The organism is Virgibacillus byunsanensis, assembly GCF_042675965.1.
GTDB lineage: Bacteria > Bacillota > Bacilli > Bacillales > Amphibacillaceae > Virgibacillus_R > Virgibacillus_R byunsanensis.
In genome coordinates this window covers 12,787-32,511 of the sequence record NZ_JBHTKJ010000034.1, presented here as the reverse complement: position 1 = coordinate 32,511, position 19,725 = coordinate 12,787, and the positions used below count along the sequence as shown (strand labels likewise).

Genomic DNA, 19,725 nt, shown 5'->3' with positions numbered 1-19,725 from the left:
TTTGTAAAGAATGAATAGTATAACTTTAAAATATAAGTGAATTATTATATACTAATGTGCGAATGATCATATAGGAGGTGTATGTTTATGCTACAAGCAACAGAGATTACGATAGACAAGGCGGCACTGATTTTGAAATTGCTAGGTGATAAAACGCGGTTGACGATGGTTAAGATTCTTGATCATCATGATTGCTGTGTTTGTGAATTTGTTGAAATCTTTAAGGCGAGTCAACCATCTATTAGTCAACACCTTCGTAAATTAAGAGATGTTGGGTTGGTAAAAGAAGAGAGAAGAGGGCAATGGATCTTCTACTCTATAAATAAAAACAATGAACATTATCCGTTTGTGGAGCAAATACTCCATCAGCTACCAAATCAAGACCATAAGTTAAAAGAATTAGAAGATCAAGGTACACGAATTACATGTTGTTAATTGGAGGGGAAGAGTCTTGTCATCATCGGTTATACTAGCATCGTTAATATTTTTGGTCACCCTAATCTTAGTTATTTGGCAGCCAAAAAATTTATCGATTGGATGGTCCGCATGTGGTGGAGCTATCCTTGCTTTATTAGTAGGAGTAGTAGGGTTTAGTGATGTAATAGAAGTAACACAAATTGTATGGAACGCAACATTAGCTTTTGTTGCTATTATCCTTATTTCATTAATTTTAGACGAAATTGGATTCTTTGAATGGGCCGCACTTCATATGGCAAGGGCGGCAAAAGGTAATGGAATTAAAATGTTTGTTTATGTCAGTTTACTAGGTGCCATTGTTGCAGCCTTCTTTGCAAACGACGGGGCTGCTTTAATTCTGACACCTATTGTGCTAGCAATGGTACGCAACTTAAATTTCCAGGAAAAAATGGTGTTTCCATTTATTATGGCTAGTGGATTTATCGCAGATACCACATCACTTCCACTAGTAGTAAGTAACTTAGTTAACATTGTATCAGCGGATTTCTTTGAGATTGGGTTTGTAGAATATGCAACGCGAATGATTATTCCAAACTTCTTCTCGCTAGCTGCAACTATCATTGTACTTTTAATTTATTTTAGAAAAAATATACCCCAATCATACGATTTATCTCAGTTAAAGGAGCCTGTTGAGGCAATCAGGGATCCTAAACTGTTTCGTCTGTCATGGTATGTTCTTGCTGTTTTACTGATTGGTTATTTTGTAAGTGAGTTCATCAATCTCCCTGTTTCGATCGTGGCAGGAATTGTAGCGATTTTCTTCTTACTAATGGCAAGAGGAAGTCAGGCAGTTGATACGACAGCTGTCATTAAAGGCGCACCATGGGCAATCGTATTCTTCTCGATTGGCATGTATGTTGTCGTCTACGGTTTAAAAAATGCAGGGCTAACAGATTTGTTAGCACAACTCATCCAAGCAAGTGCCGAACAAGGCCTGTTTATAGCAACCATTTCAATGGGCTTCATTGCTGCTATCTTGTCATCAATCATGAATAATATGCCGACCGTAATGATCGATGCGTTAGCAATTGCTGAAACAGATACATCAGGTGTCATGCGGGAAGCACTTATTTATGCCAATGTAATAGGGTCTGACTTAGGTCCGAAAATCACACCAATCGGTTCGCTAGCAACCCTATTATGGCTCCATGTTTTATCCCAAAAAGGAGTTAAAATTTCCTGGGGGACTTACTTTAAAACAGGTATCATTTTAACGATTCCAATCCTGTTTATTACGTTATTAGGACTGTATGTAACATTAGTTGTATTCTAAAAAGGAGAGTGAACTACTATGGCTAAAAAAACAATTTATTTCTTATGTACTGGGAATTCATGCAGGAGTCAAATGGCAGAAGGGTGGGCAAAGAAGCATCTAGGAGACGAGTGGGAAGTAAAAAGCGCAGGCATTGAAGCACATGGTTTAAACCCAAATGCGGTAAAAGCCATGAATGAAGTCGACATTGATATTTCTGATCAACAATCAGAAACGATTGATACGGATGTTTTAAATAATGCAACACTTGCTGTAACCCTTTGCGGAGATGCAGCAGATAGATGCCCAATGACCCCACCACATGTAAAACGAGAACATTGGGGGTTTGATGACCCAGCAAAAGCAGAAGGAACAGAAGCGGAAAAATGGAGCGTATTCCAACGGGTACGTGATGAGATTGGTGAACGAATCAAACGGTTTGCAGATACTGGAGAATAAGCCAGGTAAAATCATTTGAAGTTTCAACAAGGTACGATATAATACATGTAATTGAATAGTTATCAAGAGTGACCGAGAGATCTGGCTCAGAGACGTCACAGCAACCTGCTGTAGTAAGGTGCTACCACCAGCAAAGCAATTGCTTTGGATGATAAATCGGTAAAAACCCCTTTTTGTATATCCAATGCAAAAAGGGGTTTTTAATATTTTAAAGGAGGAATAGGAAATGGAACATTTTATTGTGAAAAATGGTGAGGTAGTCGAACTGACGAAAGAGGAATTTGAAAACCTTCCAGGTAGACATGTATCTGAAATTGTAAAGGATATGACGCCGGAGGAACTGGATCGTTTCAAAAAGGAGCGCCAAGAGAAGTTTATCAACCCACTCATGAAGCATAATATAGTAGAATTGAACAAGAAAAAACAGGACTAAAACGGAAGTGTTCTAGGAGGCTGTCCGACGAAGTGAAATTGCCGAATATTTATTCAAAATATGGTGGATTATACATTAATAATTCAGTGTGAATGCATATATATTCACAGAAATTATTCCATCGGACAGCCTCCTAGGTGTGATACGCTGGTGTCACACCGTAATTAACTTGGATGTATACATATGATGGAAGAAAGAAGCATTACTACTATTGCAGTTGTGGAAACGGAGCACTATATATTAAACAGGTAACGCTTGGCTTAAATTCGAATAGTTGGCGATATTTTTGCTGATAATAAAGGTTCTCAGAAATGGTTATATAACTAAGGATGTAGAAAAGAAGGCGTGCTTAGACAAACTGATTTTGACGGGGAAACATTTCATGATACAGTTGTCTATTCCTTATTAAAATCAGAATATGAAGCCCTATAGACGAGGTGATATCTAAATGGAAAGAGGAATGTTTTTAGACCGAGACGGCGTGATCAATGAAGTGTTAAGTGATCGGGTAAAATTCGTGAACAGACCGGAAGATTTTTATTTACTCGATGGAGTGGGAGAAGCCATTAAGCGTTTTAATGAAGCAGGTTTTAAAGTCTTTGTTGTCACCAACCAAGGAGGAGTAGGTCTTGGTTTTATGGAAGAATCCGCATTACAAGACGTACATAACAAAATGGAGGACGACCTAGCACATTATGGTGCTTCCATTGATGCTGTAGCTTACTGTCCACATAAACCCCATGCAAAGTGCGCCTGCCGTAAGCCTATGCCACAGATGATTTTAGATTTAGCAGACAACCATGACATAGATTTATCGGAAAGCTACATGGTAGGTGATCGTGTACCAGACATAGAGGCCGGAAAAAAAGCCGGTACGAAGACTGTTCTAATTAGTGATCGTGAAAAAGACAAAGCGGATGCAGACATGTATTTCCCAGATTTAATTTCGGTTGCTGTTTGGTTATCTGATTTGGATGACCAATAATCGCCCAAGTTTAGGTTTTTCTATTAAGTCTCAGAAATCTTTTTCTTTGGCTTTTTACCGAGCAATGCTTCCTTAACGCGTTCCCTTGCCTTTTTGTTAATCAGGACATAGAGTGTATCATCATCTTGTATAACAGAATCCCCATTTGGAGTAATTACTTTTTCATCACGGATGATCCCGATAATCAGCGTATCAGCAGGTAACTCCAAATTAAGTAAGGATACCCCAGCAGCCGGAGAATTCTCTGTCATAGACACTTCCAAAATTTCAGAGTCCGTTTTACCAAGTGTCATTAATTCCATACTTGGCAACGTGTCACGACTTTTTTCACCGGTCAAACCTAATTTAGTCGCTAGCCATGATAATGAACTTCCTTGGATCAATGCAGAAATCATCACAACGAAAAAAACGGCATTAAATATCACTTCACTGTTTTCAATACCAGCTACAATAGGGTAGGTGGCCAAAACAATTGGAACTGCTCCCTTTAGCCCTGACCAGGAAAGAAAGACCTGTTCCTTTACATTGTATTTCATGAAAATAAGACTAATAAAGACCGCAACTGGACGGGCGATAAACATTAAAATAACAGATAATAGAATGCCTTGCCAAAAAACGTCCAATAATTGTCTTGGAAATACTAACAGACCTAAAAAGATAAACATCAAAATCTGCATCATCCAGGCGAAACCTTCATTAAATCGCATAATGGAGAATCGGTATAACAATTCATTATTTCCAACAAATACTGCCATCACATATACAGCAAGGAAACCACTACCACCTGCAAAGTTTGTGATCGCATATGTAAAGATTGCACTTCCCATAGCAAGAATGGGATATAACCCAGCAGTGTCCAGCTCGATTCGGTTGATGGCTTCCACAGTTACTTTTCCCAATACGAGCCCGAGCACTAGGCCCAGTCCCATCTGTATGAAAAAGTCACCAAAAGCAGCCCAAATAGAGTTGTCCGATAGTTGAATCCATTCTATTAAGGTTATGGTTAAAAATACAGCCATAGGATCGTTGGAACCGGATTCTGCCTCCAATGTAGATGTAAGTTTCTTTTTAATATTTTTATTACCTAATACGGAAAAGACAGCAGCAGCATCGGTAGAAGCGACAATAGATCCCAAAAGCATCCCTTCCAACAAGGAAAAGTTAAGGATATACATAGCAGCAAGCCCAGTTAAGACTGCAGTAATCAGTACACCAATTGTTGCTAATATACTTGCAGACCCTATGATAGGGCGAACATGATTCCATTTAGTTTGAGTCCCACCCTCAAATAAAATAATAATCAAGGCCAATACACCGATTAGTTGTGTAAGTTGCACATTCTCAAAGAATAAATAATTATTAAAAACCATGCCAACTAAGAGGAATAGAACTAGTGCAGGTAATCCGAAACGAGTAGAAAATTTGGTAGCAATTACCCCGACAATAAGCATGGAGGAAAGTAAAAATATCGATGTTCCAACAGATATATCCAATAATAACAATCCTTCCAAGTAAAATCTTAGCGTTATTCGTTTAGTATACCAAATGATAATAAATTTAAATATCTTCACGCATGTATAAAGAAAGCCTACATTTCAAAAACTAACACCATCCAAAAATTAAAAAGGAGAGAAATAATGGCCGATAAAAATAGACAATTTAAGGAAAACAAACAACACGGGGAACATAGAAACGGACGAAAAAGCCAGTTTAAAAATAACAGTATCCATGGCGGGGACGAGCCTAACGAGTATATTAGCAAGAAGGAAAAAGAGTGAATAACATTAGAAAACGTGGTTTATCGCCAAGCCTTAATGGCGAAAGACTTAGTTGCACTTATGTAGATAGGAAAGTATATCTTTCCTATCTACGAACAAAAGCGCAAAGTGCCCGTTTAGTGACGTATGGGCTGCGCCCGCACATCGCGGGTGGGTCGAGTTGCTGCGCAAAGCGGCGAAGTTAGTCGATCTTCCAAATCCGCATGAGATTCACTCCAAAGTGAATCTAAAGGAAACACGAAGAGCGTTAGCGAATCAATGTTGACTTATCGTAAGGAGGAGAAGGAAGTCCACTAGTCACTGGGTACTGGAGCTGGACGTGGCTGATTCTGTAGATAAACATACCTGACTGCAAAATTATACTTTCTCTACTAACACAAAAAAGGTGTCTCGAGTCGACCTCGTTGACACCTTTACTTTATTTTAGTTATCATCCAGTTTCTCATTAACCATCTTGTTTAACACATGATTAATGCCTACGGTTTGATCAACATCCAATACGAAGGCAATGCCTTTTCCAGGTTTATTTAACTCAGCATCTTCTTCAATCGAATTTAGTACTTCCTTCGTTCTATCTTTACTGATAAGAGTTAAAACGACTTCTTTTTCTGGTTCAATCAATATATTGAACAGTTTTGCCTGTTCATGAATTCCAGTACCACGGCCACTCAAAACAGTACCGCCCTCAGCACCAGCCTTTTTAGAAGCATCAATTACATCGTCAGAGTCGCCTTTGTTAACGATCGTAACAATCAAATCATACATCACTTTTTGCTCTGCCATTTTAACATCAACACCTTCATCACTGACTTCTTCACTTTCAGTTTCATCCAAGCCTAACATATGACAAATTCCAGTCACTTTTTTCGTATCTATAACAAAACCAATCCCTTGTCTTGGTTTATTCAATTTTACGGAGTCAACAACAGCATTCATCACATCTGGATAAATAGATTCAGGAACAAGTGTTAATATGATTTCTCTTTCTCGTTCCACTGGTACGCCAAGGAATCTTTTCTTGTCATCAAGTCTGTAACCTTTGCCTAAGAGTGTAGTACCACCCCTTGCGCCAGCCTTTTTGGACGCCTGTATGACCTTTTTGGCTTTTTCTTTCTTAACGATCGTGATGATTAACTTTTGCCCTTGTTTCGTCTTTGCCATACTGACCCTTCTCCTTTCTACTGTACAGAATACCGAGTGTTAATACAGATAATATAGGAGCCAACGCCACCAGTGCAACCATACCGAATCCGTCAAGAAGCGGATCACGCCCTTCTGTAACGGAGGCAATACCAACAAATAAAGCTAGAATAAACGTAGCAGTCATCGGTCCAGTAGCCACACCGCCAGAGTCAAAGGCAATGGATGTAAAGGTTTTAGTTGAATACTTTATCATAATCAGTGCTATTATATATCCTGGCAGTATAAAATACCATAGGGAAATGCCATAAATAATACGAATCATGGACAGTGCGATGGATAAGCCAACCCCTATTGATACGGTATACAGTAAAACCTTCTGCGGAATATACCCACCAGACACCTTTTCTACCTGATCAATAAGAACTTGAACGGCAGGTTCTGCATAGGTCGCAAAGAATCCTAGAACAAATCCAATCGGCAGCAGCATCCATGTATACTTGATAGCACCAAGTTTTTCACCCATCAGTTCCCCAATCGGTAAAAACCCAATATGTACACCTTGTAAGAAAAAAGAAAGACCTAAAAATGTTAAAACAAACCCAATACTTATATCGATTAATTTTCGCCGTTTTAATTTCAAAAAGAATAGCTGGAAAAACGCAAACAGTCCAATGAGTGGCAATAGGGCAATAGCAACCTCCGATAGTACATCACTAAATCCCTCAAATATGTGTAGTGTCATCCGTAAATCACTCCTAAAATCAGCACCGACAATATAGGGCCAATCGAAGCAAGTGCCACAAGACCAAACCCATCACTTGAAGCGGATTTACCTTTCATAACAGATGCCACACCAACACCTAATGCTAATATAAATGGCACAGTTAATGGGCCTGTCGTTACACCGCCTGAGTCAAATGAGATCGGAACAAAAATCGAAGGTGTGAATGCAGCTAACGTAAAGATCATGCCATAACCAATCGCTAATATATAAATAATGTTAATACTAAATATAATGCGCACCAAAGCCAGTGCAACAAAAATGCCTACCCCAAGTGCAACAGCAATAATCAATATACTTTTAGGAATTGCCCCACTCGAAACCGCGTCAACCTGTGAGGAAAGCACCCGAACGTCAGGCTCTGCAATCGTAACAACAACACCTAACAAAAAACCAAAAAAGACAATCATCCAAACCTTCTTCGTTTTCGATAACGCAGAACCAATCATTTCCCCAACAGGAAGAAGACCAACATTTACGCCCAATAAAAATAGAATAAGTCCAACACTTACCATCCCGACACCTATCAGAAATTGTATAAACGTCTCCATAGGAAGCCAAATCAATGTAAACTGCAAAATCGTGATAACAATTGTAATTGGTACAATAGATAAAATAACTTCTAGCACGGTTTCTTTTATATTGTCCATGTAAAACCACCTTCTATGTAAGTATGAAAAACCGAGAGTAACCTATGTGGATTGAGAAAAAGGATCAAAAATAGTGTTGATTCATTGGTGTCGATGATGTTTGAAAACCTAAAAGGAAAAACGCAATTAGTATTAATTGTTTCGTAGAATAGTAGACTTGAAATGAGGTTAAAACTACAAGGTTTAATAGTAATTATAGCACTAATTTTGATAAATCGGAAATGTTTATGGATGAACTGTTTATTAATAGTTGTTAAATAAATTAAATGTAATGATTAATGTATTAACCATAAAAACTGAATGAATATAAGAAACCAACATTATCAGATTTAACTAATGGCTCCAATTTTTGGTGAGATAAATCGATATAATTTTCTTGATGTAAGTTATAGTTGTTGTAAATAAGAGATTTAGGAGTCAAGAGGATAAAACAACTGTAATTATTTGACGAAAATAGAACGTATGTTTATAATAACCCTATAATAAGTTAAAAAAATATTTAACTTATAAGGGAGGGTTTGAAGTGTATTTGATCAGTAAAGAAAAAGTAAGAAAACAAATGAAAAATCTAGGAATACATACTCAAAAAGAATTAGCAGAACAATTAGGGGTAAGCAAGAACCAACTTTCAATGCTACTCTCTCCTAATTATAGCCCGATTAAATCTAATGCTATGAAACTATGTGAAGTTCTTGATGTTGACCTTGATCAAATAACTGAACAACTTGAATTTGATTTAGATTTGAATGAAAACCGATCTACTAATAAAGTAATTTATAGACACAACAATAACAAAAATATAGAAAATAACAAGGATCATGATTTTGTCGAAGTAAGAGATACTGTAGCAAGTAAAAAATATAAAGTTTTAGAATTATTTGCAGGAGCAGGAGGCTTAGGGTTAGGTCTAGAATATGCAGGATTTGATTCTGTTGGAAATATTGAAATAGACAAACAAGCTTGTAAAACACTTAAAAAAAATAGACCCAATTGGAATATAATAAATGAGGACATTGTAAAAATAAATGAAAATGGTATTGAAAATTACATTGATGTCCCTTCTATAGGTGAGCTTGATTTATTATCAGGCGGCTACCCTTGTCAGGCATTTAGTTATGCAGGAAAAAAGGGTGGTTTACAGGATGCTAGGGGAACTATGTTCTATCATTATGCTAAAATATTAGGCGAGTTAAAGCCGAAAATGTTTCTGGCTGAGAATGTTAAAGGATTATTAAACCATGATGGTGGAAATACCTTAAAAGTAATGCTAGATGTTTTTTCAGACATGGGTTATAAAGTAGAATATAAAATACTTAGGGCATTGGATTATGATGTAGCTCAAAAAAGAGAGAGAATTGTCATAGTAGGAATTAGAAATGATTTAGTAAATATTTATGATGAATTAGAATATTTATTCCCAAAACCATATGGCTATGAGCTAACTTTAAAGGACATCCTTCAAGATATACCGGAATCTGATGGTACAAGATATCCTGATTCCAAAAAAAATGTGCTTGATCTAGTTCCGCCGGGAGGCTACTGGAGGGATCTACCTACAGAGATAGCAAAGGAATACATGGGAAAGAGTTACTATTCAGGTGGAGGCAGAACAGGTATGGCTAGAAGGCTATCATGGGATGAACCGTCATTAACACTAACCTGTTCACCTGCTCAAAAACAAACAGAAAGATGTCATCCAGATGAAACCAGACCCTTTACAGTAAGAGAGTATGCAAGAATTCAGAGTTTTCCAGATGAATGGATATTTGACTGTTCTACTTCTAATGCTTATAAGCAGATAGGTAACGCTGTTCCAGTTAATATGGCCAAGGCTATTGGTCTATCTATTGTTAAAACTCTTAATAAAATAAACTAAGGTTAAAAATATAAAAGAGAGAAGGATATAAATCCTTCTCTCTTTTAATTTGATTTTAGTTCTTATTATCAAATAGTTTTTTCTCTATATCTTTTGCTAAATCCACAATAACTTGTTCTATTAGCTCAGATGAATCGTATTCTAATGCAATATCTCCCATAGTATCACTTAAAATATGATAAAAATCAGCATGACCTGTTAGTCTGTGCCAAAATTCCTCACCAGCCAATACAGGATAGTCCTTGTTTATTGTTTTATAATGAGTGCTCAATTGTTCGGTACTACCATAAAATACTCCCACTACTAAATCATTTAAACCGATATTAAGATTATTCGTCCTTGCTAAGTTTTTAACACCAGCAAAGTGATCTTTTATAGTAGTTACATCATCACTATTAATTGTGTTAGGGCCAGCTTTAATTTGACAGTATTTTCTTCTCCCGTCTAGTTTATCAATAAATTCAATATCAATCCCGGAAGTGGTCGATGCAAAACCCTCTAAAATTTGACTGCAGTATTTTTGCAATTGTTGGCCAAAGCTAGTGTTTATAGATGTGCCTAATACTCTTGGGTATACTAATGCTTTTGCAATACTTAGTGCATCATCATTTCCAGTTAGAAATCTGGCTTTATATGTATCCAAGAAAGGGTTTGGGTTAAATTGATTCAACTTAGTAAGTTTTGATGTATTTTTTAAATGATTCTTAGCAATTTCCTCTCTAAAAAATGTTTTGAAATTTTTTATTATGCTATCAAGGATTTCTTGTTCTAATTTTTCCTGATTCATATAAATTAATTTCGCCCCTTTTTCAAAAAATTCTGCCTCATCACTTACTTTACCACTATTATCTTAACATTTATAGTTTACTCGTTGATTAATCCTCTATTGGTATTAATTTAACTTGAGCAGCAGTTTCAATGAAATCACCATCTTCTGCCCAAAATACATAGTCACCGTCACCCCAGTCATCTCCTAGTATGGTATTAACCTTAAGTGATCCACCAGAACTGTACACAACAAAGTTTGAGCCTCGGCCTACGTTGGTAGCTTGATAGCGACCTGCTGGGACATCACTACCAACAATATATTCACCTGATAGTAGATCAATTGGTTCTGCTTTCTTTTTAACTATTGAGTTCTCTATTTTTTCCAATTCTGATTGTTTAACCTCGATTAAAGAAGATATTTCATCTACTTCTGTACTTTTATTATCCAATTCTTTCTGTAATGCCTCGATATCGCTACTAAATACTTCTTTTTCATCAATTAAAGAAAAGATTTCATCTACTTCGTCTTTTTTACTGTTTAGCTTAGATTCTTCTTCATCTAATTTGTCATTAGCTTCCTGCACTTTACCTTCAACTTCATCTAATACGTTTTCCTTATCTTCTATTGTTGATTCAACGTTTTTTATAGTTGATTCTAGTTGTTCTATCTTTGATAGTAACGCTTCATAAGATACTTTGCCCTCGTCTAAGTTCGCTTTAGCACTTCCAGAACCCACTGCATATCCTAGTATTAATATAATAAATGCTACTAGACCTATTAGTATCTTTTTGTTTGATAGCAATTTTTTAAATTTCGCCATCTCTGTACCCCCATAAAGTTTTATATATTATATGTTTATTTTCATAATATCAGTACTTGAAGAGGCCTCAGAATAGCTTAACTTGCCATATAATTTATATGAAAACAAACAACCACTCTCAATCAAGAGTGGTTGTTAAGTAACTTTTAAAACGGCACAGCCTTAGAATCTGCATATATATACCCCAATAGATCAATTTCATATTCTGTATAGTGGGGATCTAGTTTATTACCGTCCCAGCGACTGCCGAATACTTCTTCAACGAGTAGTTCCATTCCACCTTCTGCATAACTTTGCAGTAGTTTTCTAGCATTTAGACGGAACTCACTGTCTTCGAATAGTTCCAGGTTTTTACCTAGTTCTGGGTCGCTTAGAATGATCGAGTAGGCAGTTGCCTTTTGACTGGTATTGAAATAGTTGGTTCTGAATTCTCTACCTCTGTTTTCAATCGTTGTCTTTCTATTGTTTTTGAAACCAATACTTGCACAGATGATGAATAGATCCTGGTACTTCATGTCAAAGTTACTATTAAAATGAATATATATTTCTTCATATTTTTGGCTTGTATAAATAAGTGCTTGTTCCATTAAAAAGTCCATGATTTACCCCCTTGTAGCCATTGCTTCATTAATATTTAGCTCTACTATTTCTGAATGACCGTTTGCTATTTGATCTAATTTATACCATTTACCGAGTTTGTCAGTGGACTTGAATTTCATTTCTTCAGATCTGGACAATTCAGTATCTGTTAGTAGTAATATCCACTGTGATGCTAGATTAGGGATGTTTTCGATCAATTGATCCCTGTTTGTACCACTGATTCTACCAAATGGTGTATCCATGAATAGTGGGAAGTTAATATCCATTGAGTCTCCTGCTGCAATTTTTGCAAGTGCTGTAATAAACGATAAAGCTACTACTTGGCGCTGACCTTGTGAGATGTCTTGTGTAATATTCACTTGATCCCAGCCAATAATATCTATTTCGTAGTTTTCATTGATATGGATCTTATGAATAAGGTCTTTGTCTTTTCGGTCAATTAGAACTTTGAATATAGCAGTGGATTCTTCAGTTAGTTTCCTTCTCATTTCGTCACTGTATTCTTTAAATACTGTTTCGAATTGTTCGCGTAGATCTTCAATGTATTGAAGCACTTTGGAATCAATTTTCAGACTTTCGTTTTGACGGAGAAGTCTGTTGAGTTCTTTGTCTGCTGCTTTCATCGTTTTATCTTTTTCACTAGCTTTATCTCTCATTTTTTCAATATCTACCCCAAGGTCATGCAAGGTTTGTTTCTTATCTTTCAATGTTGCTTCAAGGTGTCGTAAGTTCTCTTGTTCCTGTGCCTTATGCTGTATTTCAGATTGGTAGTTCTGTAGTTGCTTATTAATCTCTTCCACATTATTTTTAATGCCACGAAATTCGGTTAGGTTTTCATTAATAGAATGCAACGTATCTACTTCTGTTAATTGAAAATCATGTACATTAGATGTAATTAGAGAAATAAGTGGCGTTAAATTGGAACGTTTAAAATTATTTTTTAAGTATTCCACTTGTTTTTGGTGCTCTGGATTACTTGCTAAATCTGTTCCACAACAGGCACATATCGCTTCATTTAATGAACGTTCAATAACTTCGATCGGAATTAGGTCTTGTTGATCGACAAGTATCTGGTCTAAATACGTTTTAACCGATTGATACGTGTCTTTCATAATTAGGTTAGGCCCATTTGCGACTAAGATGTTTTTCATCTCGTCTTTCTTTGTTTTAGATAGACGTAATTCATAGTTTTTCTTCTCTTTAACTTCGTTGTATTTCTCTTGTATTCTTCTAACGCCTTCGTTTTCTGCAAGCTTTGCCTCTATATCTTCAATTTCATTAGCGCAGGATACTTTGTTTTCTTCTTTTAATGTAATTAACTCTTCTAGTTTTGAAATATCCTCTGAAAGTGTATCGATTTCATATTGCTTTTGGTTTAGATCAAGGCTTTGTGAGTTTTGCAGTAATCGTTTCTTTTCTGCCGTGTGTAGCTTTTTTAACAACGTAATCGCTGTTTCCAGTTTATCAATGTGCAATAGTTTTATAATTCCTGTTTTTACTTCTTCTTTTACTTTTTTATCGGTTTTAGCTAGTGTTTCAATTTTTTCAGCATCAAACAAGAAGAAATCTTTAATGCTCTCGTGCAGGATATCGTTCATAATTCGGTTAATTTCGTCTTCATCGTCAATTGGTTCTGCCCCGTAGTTTCCAACTTCATCTACCATGTATAGCTGTGCGGTGTTAATCCGTTCTTTGATGAGCTCCCCAGACTTGATACCTTCTACACTTCGTTGTAATTCATATTTGATGCCTTTGTGTTCAAACAAAAGACGAACCGTTCCTTCAACCGGCATGTTCTTAGATTCATCAAGAGCGATAAAGTTGACTAAGTGTATCTTTTCTTTAGAATTATCTTGTTGAATGTGTGTGCTTCCATACAAACCAAACATAAGTGCCCGGAAAATACCGGTTTTTCCTTTACCATTTTCACCGAAAATAATGGTGATGTTCTTGTCTCCACTTGCAAAGGTAATGTCCTGTTTTCCGTAAAACTGTCTGAAATTTTGAAGTGATATTTCTATTAGTCTCATTCTTTAACATCCTCCAACACAAGCTCTTTGATTTCCTGGCGTATTCTTTCTTCTATTTGATTGTTAGATAGATTCCCACCTTGAATATCATCCATTAGCAGTTTAGCTAATTTAGATAGCTCTCCTGGGAATTCATTTATTTTTTGGTCCAATTCTTTAGTCGTTTTCATTCTGTACCTCCATGTTTTGAAATTCTCTGTATACATCCCATGGCTTTTTATCCATGAGGTATTCCAGGTAATAAGGCTTTAAATACTCCCCAATAACCTCTCTTGCTTTATAGTTGTTGATTGCATATTGCGAGAACTCAGCAAATCGAGGTAATTCTTTAGCAGCTATGGCTTTAAACATTTGATCATTAGCAAGTGTTGGTAATACGATGAAATCGTGTATCGTTGCCACCGTTTTATTCGGGTGTGCACGTAGGATTCGTCCTCTTCTTTGTACGAATTCCCTGGGGTTTGACGTACTAGCCAAAAAGTAGGCTTCCTTTGTACTTGGCACATCCACACCTTCATCTAAGCATTTAATAGCAATTAATACTTGGATCGAACCTTTATCAAATGCTTCTAATATTTTCATCCGTTCAGAAAGGCTCACCTCTGAATCGAATCGGTGTACTTTATACCCTAAATCAGCAAGGTCTTTTGTGATAACCTCGACTTCACCAGGTGCACAGTATACTAATGTGTGAGAGACGTCCGCGCGCTGTTTATTTTTAAAGATGGAATAAAGGAGTTCCTTTTTCTGTTCGGCTTTACTAATGATGAGACTGCGCTTTCGGTTCACTTCACTGATCTCATCTTTATTGGCTTTCTCATCACTATATAAATGGATCAGTCGCTTCGTTAGTTTTTCGTATCTATCCAATTCATCATCGGTAAGGTCTACTTGTAATGGATGATAGGAATATTCTGTTAGTGCCCCATTTTCTATTGCTGTTTTCATATCATATTCATAGACTACAGGGCCAAAGAAAGATTCTATATAGGCACTTCCTTCCTCATCCCACCATCGTTCAGGTGTAGCAGACAATCCAATCTTAGCGTCCATTCCCCATAATTTATGCTGACGCAAGCTTTTGACACCAAAGTAATGGCACTCATCAGCGATTAAAAACGATTTCCCTTTTATTTTACCAATTAGATCATTAAAGTCAGTTGACGCAGCTGTTTTGTACGTCGTAATGGCAATATGCTTCTCAACGATCCCGAGATTAAAGTCTCGTACATCGGTTTGTAGCTTGTTTTTCCAGGATTTCTTGGACCCAAAGCATTTCGTCACGTTTGTATATCCCATCATCTGACAGTTTTCAATCCATTGTTCAACTAAATGGGTGAAGGGAACGATAATAACTAAGAAAATTCTTCCCTGTTGTTTAAAGTACTCTTCTGTTACCAGTAAACTAGTAATTGTCTTTCCAGTACCAGTGGCCATTTCTAAAATACCGTGCCAGTTATTGTCTTTTATAGCCTGGATCGCTTCTTCTTGATATGGCCTTGGCTTAATCGCTTGTTTTTTAGTAGATGGTCGTTTGCTCTCTATCCGGTAGCTGGCAAATTTCTCTTTTATAATAGTAGGTACTTCCATGACAGTAAGGCCAGGAGTGGAATCATTCCACAGATCCTCAAAATCATTGGACATGTCATCTATTCGTTCGCTATCATTCGCATTCCAAAAGACATCTATTTTTTCGAAATTATCCCTTATCCCACCAGCGGTTTCATTAGCAGATCCTGAAAAAGCAATCTTCCCACCAGCATCGTCATAAAAGATGCCAAACTTCTCATGATAGAGACTGTTGTTTTTAGTAAAAGCAATCTTTATTTCCAGTTTGTCGTTATATATTAACCATGCCAGTGTATTAAAGGCATCTTCTTTAATAGTTGTTTCACTCATTTCAATTTGTCTCAGCATGGCTTGGGTAATGACATCTTGCTTGGCTTTGTAACCCAACTCAATAGCATCGACATCCTGCTTCGTTAGGTAGGGGTTAGCAATAATTCGAATCACACCGTCTTTTTCCAAAAAGACATCAAGGCCATTTGCAAGAACACTTAAACTATTACTGGTAAAATAACCAACAGCCCGATCATACTGGTTTGCTTCACGCAGACATTTTTGATAAAAGTCCGAATAGATTTGATCGTGTGACGAACGGTATTTATATTTTAAATCGAGTTGCTGGAATGACATGGTTCCACCTGCCTTACGGTTACAATTCCTAGTTCATCAACGTTAACAAGCTTACTTTCTTTCCTTACTTCATACGGTAACGTTTTTTCATGAATGTAATCTTTTTTCCGCACAATCCCTTTTGTAGCTAAAAAGTCATAAACTGTAGATTCATGCATGTTTCCCTTATATTCATTCATTAAAATGTGGTGAATAAGTTCCTCGAAACGATCGATCTTACTTTCGTTTTTCACGAGAATGATTTGATCATAGCGATAATCATGATGTTCTTTTTTAATATGGCGGTAACCATGGTTTAATAGAATACTCTTCATCAAATACGGGTTCCATCTAAATGAGATAGAAGGAAGGTTACCTTTATAACCTTCTAGATTACTTAACGAAATAAATCCATTTTCACCCATACGCGATTCGATTAGAGAAGTAAGGCTTGTTACTGCTTCTTCCGGAATGGTAAAGTTGTTTGTTGGATAGTAGATACCTAAATCTATTTCTACAAAATAGTCTTGTTCTACGATCCTTTCTAAGAAGATAGAAGCCATCAATTCTTTATATCCGTGCTCGATTATAAATCTCTTTATTTCCTCCCGTGGTGTTTCTCCTGTGAAACGGTATGCTATAGCTTCTTCAAAGCTCGTAATGGTGCTGTCTTTGTGATATAGGAAATTCATATGGCCACGTATCGTTGGATTTAATATTTTGATAATCGCAGACAATTTACCATTTTCATCAATTCCCTTTTCATGAATTACAGGTGAGAGCTTTTTGTTAAATAACATTTCTTCAAAAATAATAGATGTAGTTGTATAGCCTTCCTTTAAGCTGGATTCTACCAATTTACTTAATTCCGATACCTGCTCATCAGATAATTGTAGATCATCAAACAGCTTAACTTTATTTGTCCCCCAAGGGATAAGCTTATCGGAAGAGGAAATAGCTAAGTCGATTTTGTATCGCTGCCACCTTAACATTTTTTCAAGCTCTTCTTTTGTACATGTACCACCCAGATTTTTAACGGTAGCAATTACCGTATCTTCTATATTCAATTTGTTCTCATCATCAAGGAAGATATTAAGTGTATTTCCTTTTCCAATACTGTACTCATCACCAAGATAATATCTGATCAAGGAATACAGGTGGAGTTTATTCGTTATCTTAAAGGGTGCTAACTTTTCCGCAAACACCTCAAATATTTCTGCAACATTTATAGTTGGTACATACTCAAACTGCTGTTTCATATACGTGTCTATGTCTTTCATTAATGATTCATCAAAATGATCATGATCGAACCATTGAAAGGTATTTTTTCCAACTAACAAAACGTCCCGTGAATATCTAAGCCTCGCTTCAATTGCCCTTGCCGAATCACCTAAATTGGAGTCAAAGTATCGTTTAGATAGTTCATTTAATGGAACAACAGCGTCATCATCAATCCGTAAAGAACCTTTGATATGTTTTTTGAATAGCTGTTCAAGGATATCAAGCATGGTTATTTTACTTCTTGAAAAGGCCTTCCCAAACTTTTGAAATCCAAAGTTTTCAAGAATAGTTTTCCAACCTGTCTCATCAATATTTATTCCGACATTTTCAAGTGACTCTTCTAATAAATTTTCATATTCATGAAAATAAAATATATCTGGCAAGTCAGTAAAAATTTCTTCTAGCTTGTTAATGATTTTGTCTTTTTCGGCTTCTGGGAAAAAGAAGACGTCTAGTTCCTCGTAATAGGAGAATAAGTCGTTTTGGGCTTTAAATATATTAAGCAAATAAGCGTTGTCTGTACCAATAAAGTCAATAAATTCATTCGATGTTATAAAGGACTTATTTGGTGCTAGTAGTTTTATAATAAAGACAAATTTCTGAGCGGTTAAATGATTACTAACTTTCCGAATCGCTTTTCTTTCAATTTGCCTAACTCTCTCTCGTGTAACACTAAACTGTTGACCAGCAGTTTCAAGCGTTACCTTATCAATAAAGCGTAATTCAAGTACTTTTAATTCTTTCTCCGTCAAAGCATTTTTAGTATCGCTAGCTATTAACTGAGGGCTTTTTTGATTCTTAAGCTTATTAGAAAGCTGTATAAGCGTGTGCGGGTCGAAAACATCTACCAGATCTGCAAAATATTCTCCCTCGATGTCTACTATTTTTAGTGCTGAATTACTGCCACTGTTAAAACCATAGCTTTCAAGTAAATCGACTACATCCATGTATTGAATGCGTTCCAATAAATTACCAGCAGTAAAGAAAGTTGGTACGCTTGAGTCAGCAGTTTTTGCAAAATCTGTTAACGCATTTTCTACATCCCGAACTTTCTTAGCTCCAACTTGAGGGCGGTTGGAAAACGCTGTAATATGTTTCTTTTTTATTTCATTGATCGTTTTCAGTCCGTTTTCCTCACAAAACGTAACGAACAATGTAAATTTATTTTCGAATAGGATCTGTTTCGGTTCCACTTCTCCTGCAATTTTGTTTTCCAGCTTTACAACACGATCTTCAGGATCGGTGGGCTCTACTTCACCAATCTGATAAGATTTTAATCGTTCTTTAACCAGTTGGAACTTTTGAACACCTACCCCTTTCGCATTTTTATACGTGTTAATATGATCTGGGGTTAATTCACCTATGGTCTTTAATTTGTTTTGATAACAAAAACGTCTGAATGTATTGTACTTGCTATCTTCAAACGCTTGGTCTATACGTACATTATTATCGTAAGGCCTTGGTTCGGGATCAGATGTTGAACTGTATTCGGTTTGGGGTTTGTCTGCTGGTGATGCTTGAGTTGTTTTTATTTCGAACCCTGCACTTTTTAATTCATCCATAAGGGATTCCTGATCAATGGAAGCGTTCATAAAGGTGAATCCATTTAATGGAATCTTATTAAAAAACAAATCATTATCAATGTTAAAACGTTTTATAAAACCAGAGATTCCTAAACGGTGCAGCTTCAGGTTTTTAAAATAATCATGGTTACTTTCAACTTCCATATAACTAGAAAAATCAGGCGTGAAGTTAGGCAGTATATTATTTGGTTTTTCAGTGAAGAATTGAAATCCTCTAAGAGATAGCTCATCAACTACTTTAAAGAATTTTTCCGGATTCTCCTTGTAAAGCAACCTAATGAAGTCCAGGGGAATTTTATTTCCCTGGACCTCACTTTTGGATAAGATATCCGCTAAATGTTGACTATGTATATATGCAATATCATTAATGATAGATGGAATTAATATAAAATCTTTCATAGTTACCTCCATTAAAAATTCAACGAGATTGTACATAACTAGTATTCTAGTTATTCTAGTACACTATATTAATTTTGAAACAAGTTTATCAAATTGTCAACATTCATTTATAAATTTTGAAATATGTAAAATAAGGAAATTGTTTTCCAATAAAGTGATCAGCAACCTATGGTGGGCGGTATTTGGGAAATACATAAAGTTGTTATAAAAATACATGTTATTTTCGTCAGTACA

At 36.2% G+C, this 19,725-nt stretch carries 18 protein-coding genes and 1 riboswitch; of the genes, 7 read left to right on the top strand and 11 right to left on the bottom strand.

Going from position 1 to position 19,725, the window contains the following annotated elements; all coding sequences use genetic code 11:
* Window positions 1-87: 87 nt before the first annotated feature.
* The 5 genes from ACFQ3N_RS12835 (at window position 88) to ACFQ3N_RS12815 (ending at window position 3,606) form a co-directional block, all read left to right on the top strand.
* Complete coding sequence (locus tag ACFQ3N_RS12835) at window positions 88-435, top strand: ArsR/SmtB family transcription factor (protein WP_390362931.1); 348 nt, start codon at window positions 88-90, stop codon at window positions 433-435.
* 16 nt (window positions 436-451) lie between these two features.
* Window positions 452-1,750 (top strand): arsenic transporter, encoded by a 1,299-nt coding sequence (locus ACFQ3N_RS12830; protein WP_390362930.1) that lies wholly within the window; start codon window positions 452-454, stop codon window positions 1,748-1,750.
* Between the two features lie 18 nt (window positions 1,751-1,768).
* Window positions 1,769-2,188 (top strand): arsenate reductase (thioredoxin), encoded by a 420-nt coding sequence (gene arsC, locus ACFQ3N_RS12825; RefSeq protein ID WP_390362929.1) that lies wholly within the window; start codon window positions 1,769-1,771, stop codon window positions 2,186-2,188.
* Between the two features lie 56 nt (window positions 2,189-2,244).
* A riboswitch (SAM riboswitch) is annotated at window positions 2,245-2,346 on the top strand.
* Between the two features lie 68 nt (window positions 2,347-2,414).
* A complete protein-coding gene (locus tag ACFQ3N_RS12820) occupies window positions 2,415-2,621 on the top strand; it encodes a hypothetical protein (protein ID WP_390362928.1) in 207 nt (68 codons plus the stop codon).
* Between the two features lie 448 nt (window positions 2,622-3,069).
* Window positions 3,070-3,606 carry a D-glycero-alpha-D-manno-heptose-1,7-bisphosphate 7-phosphatase gene (locus ACFQ3N_RS12815; protein WP_390362927.1) on the top strand — a complete coding sequence of 179 codons (537 nt, stop codon included), beginning with the start codon at window positions 3,070-3,072 and terminating at the stop codon, window positions 3,604-3,606.
* A 23-nt stretch (window positions 3,607-3,629) separates the two neighbouring features.
* On the opposite strand, the gene ACFQ3N_RS12810 is transcribed toward ACFQ3N_RS12815, so the two are convergent.
* Window positions 3,630-5,099: a potassium/proton antiporter gene (locus ACFQ3N_RS12810; protein ID WP_390362926.1), complete on the bottom strand. Its 1,470-nt coding sequence runs from the start codon at window positions 5,097-5,099 to the stop codon at window positions 3,630-3,632.
* Between the two features lie 144 nt (window positions 5,100-5,243).
* Between ACFQ3N_RS12810 and ACFQ3N_RS12805 the strand changes: the two genes are divergently transcribed.
* Window positions 5,244-5,384: a hypothetical protein gene (locus ACFQ3N_RS12805; RefSeq protein WP_390362925.1), complete on the top strand. Its 141-nt coding sequence runs from the start codon at window positions 5,244-5,246 to the stop codon at window positions 5,382-5,384.
* A 423-nt stretch (window positions 5,385-5,807) separates the two neighbouring features.
* Here ACFQ3N_RS12805 and ACFQ3N_RS12800 read toward each other — a convergent pair whose 3' ends face one another.
* Genes ACFQ3N_RS12800 through ACFQ3N_RS12790 form a run of 3 tightly spaced genes read right to left on the bottom strand, consistent with a single transcriptional unit; the run spans window position 5,808 to window position 7,958 of the window.
* Complete coding sequence (locus ACFQ3N_RS12800) at window positions 5,808-6,545, bottom strand: P-II family nitrogen regulator (protein ID WP_390362924.1); 738 nt, start codon at window positions 6,543-6,545, stop codon at window positions 5,808-5,810.
* Window positions 6,499-7,269 carry a DUF1538 domain-containing protein gene (locus ACFQ3N_RS12795; protein ID WP_390362923.1) on the bottom strand — a complete coding sequence of 257 codons (771 nt, stop codon included), beginning with the start codon at window positions 7,267-7,269 and terminating at the stop codon, window positions 6,499-6,501. Before ACFQ3N_RS12795 ends, ACFQ3N_RS12800 begins: the two co-directional genes overlap by 47 nt.
* Window positions 7,266-7,958: a DUF1538 domain-containing protein gene (locus ACFQ3N_RS12790; RefSeq protein WP_390362922.1), complete on the bottom strand. Its 693-nt coding sequence runs from the start codon at window positions 7,956-7,958 to the stop codon at window positions 7,266-7,268. The genes ACFQ3N_RS12795 and ACFQ3N_RS12790 overlap by 4 nt, the downstream gene beginning before the upstream one ends.
* A 523-nt stretch (window positions 7,959-8,481) precedes the next feature.
* Here ACFQ3N_RS12790 and dcm point away from each other — a divergent pair.
* Window positions 8,482-9,834: a DNA (cytosine-5-)-methyltransferase gene (gene dcm / locus ACFQ3N_RS12785; RefSeq protein WP_390362921.1), complete on the top strand. Its 1,353-nt coding sequence runs from the start codon at window positions 8,482-8,484 to the stop codon at window positions 9,832-9,834.
* Window positions 9,835-9,889: 55 nt separating this feature from the next.
* Here dcm and ACFQ3N_RS12780 read toward each other — a convergent pair whose 3' ends face one another.
* From ACFQ3N_RS12780 to ACFQ3N_RS12750, 7 genes are all read right to left on the bottom strand, one after another.
* Window positions 9,890-10,621, bottom strand: coding sequence for a PmeII family type II restriction endonuclease (locus ACFQ3N_RS12780; RefSeq protein ID WP_390362920.1), 732 nt, complete (start codon window positions 10,619-10,621; stop codon window positions 9,890-9,892).
* Window positions 10,622-10,709: 88 nt separating this feature from the next.
* Window positions 10,710-11,423 (bottom strand): hypothetical protein, encoded by a 714-nt coding sequence (locus tag ACFQ3N_RS12775; RefSeq protein ID WP_390362919.1) that lies wholly within the window; start codon window positions 11,421-11,423, stop codon window positions 10,710-10,712.
* A gap of 146 nt (window positions 11,424-11,569) precedes the next feature.
* Window positions 11,570-12,022 carry a hypothetical protein gene (locus ACFQ3N_RS12770; protein ID WP_390362918.1) on the bottom strand — a complete coding sequence of 151 codons (453 nt, stop codon included), beginning with the start codon at window positions 12,020-12,022 and terminating at the stop codon, window positions 11,570-11,572.
* 3 nt (window positions 12,023-12,025) lie between these two features.
* On the bottom strand, window positions 12,026-14,053 hold the full coding sequence (locus ACFQ3N_RS12765; protein ID WP_390362917.1) for an AAA family ATPase: 2,028 nt from the start codon (window positions 14,051-14,053) through the stop codon (window positions 12,026-12,028).
* The gene (locus ACFQ3N_RS12760) at window positions 14,050-14,223 is read right to left on the bottom strand and encodes a hypothetical protein (RefSeq protein WP_390362916.1); all 174 of its coding nucleotides are present in this window, start codon (window positions 14,221-14,223) and stop codon (window positions 14,050-14,052) included. Before ACFQ3N_RS12760 ends, ACFQ3N_RS12765 begins: the two co-directional genes overlap by 4 nt.
* The gene (locus tag ACFQ3N_RS12755) at window positions 14,210-16,249 is read right to left on the bottom strand and encodes a DEAD/DEAH box helicase family protein (RefSeq protein ID WP_390362915.1); all 2,040 of its coding nucleotides are present in this window, start codon (window positions 16,247-16,249) and stop codon (window positions 14,210-14,212) included. Before ACFQ3N_RS12755 ends, ACFQ3N_RS12760 begins: the two co-directional genes overlap by 14 nt.
* A complete protein-coding gene (locus ACFQ3N_RS12750; protein ID WP_390362914.1) occupies window positions 16,225-19,491 on the bottom strand; it encodes a sigma factor-like helix-turn-helix DNA-binding protein in 3,267 nt (1,088 codons plus the stop codon). Before ACFQ3N_RS12750 ends, ACFQ3N_RS12755 begins: the two co-directional genes overlap by 25 nt.
* Window positions 19,492-19,725 lie beyond the last annotated feature (234 nt).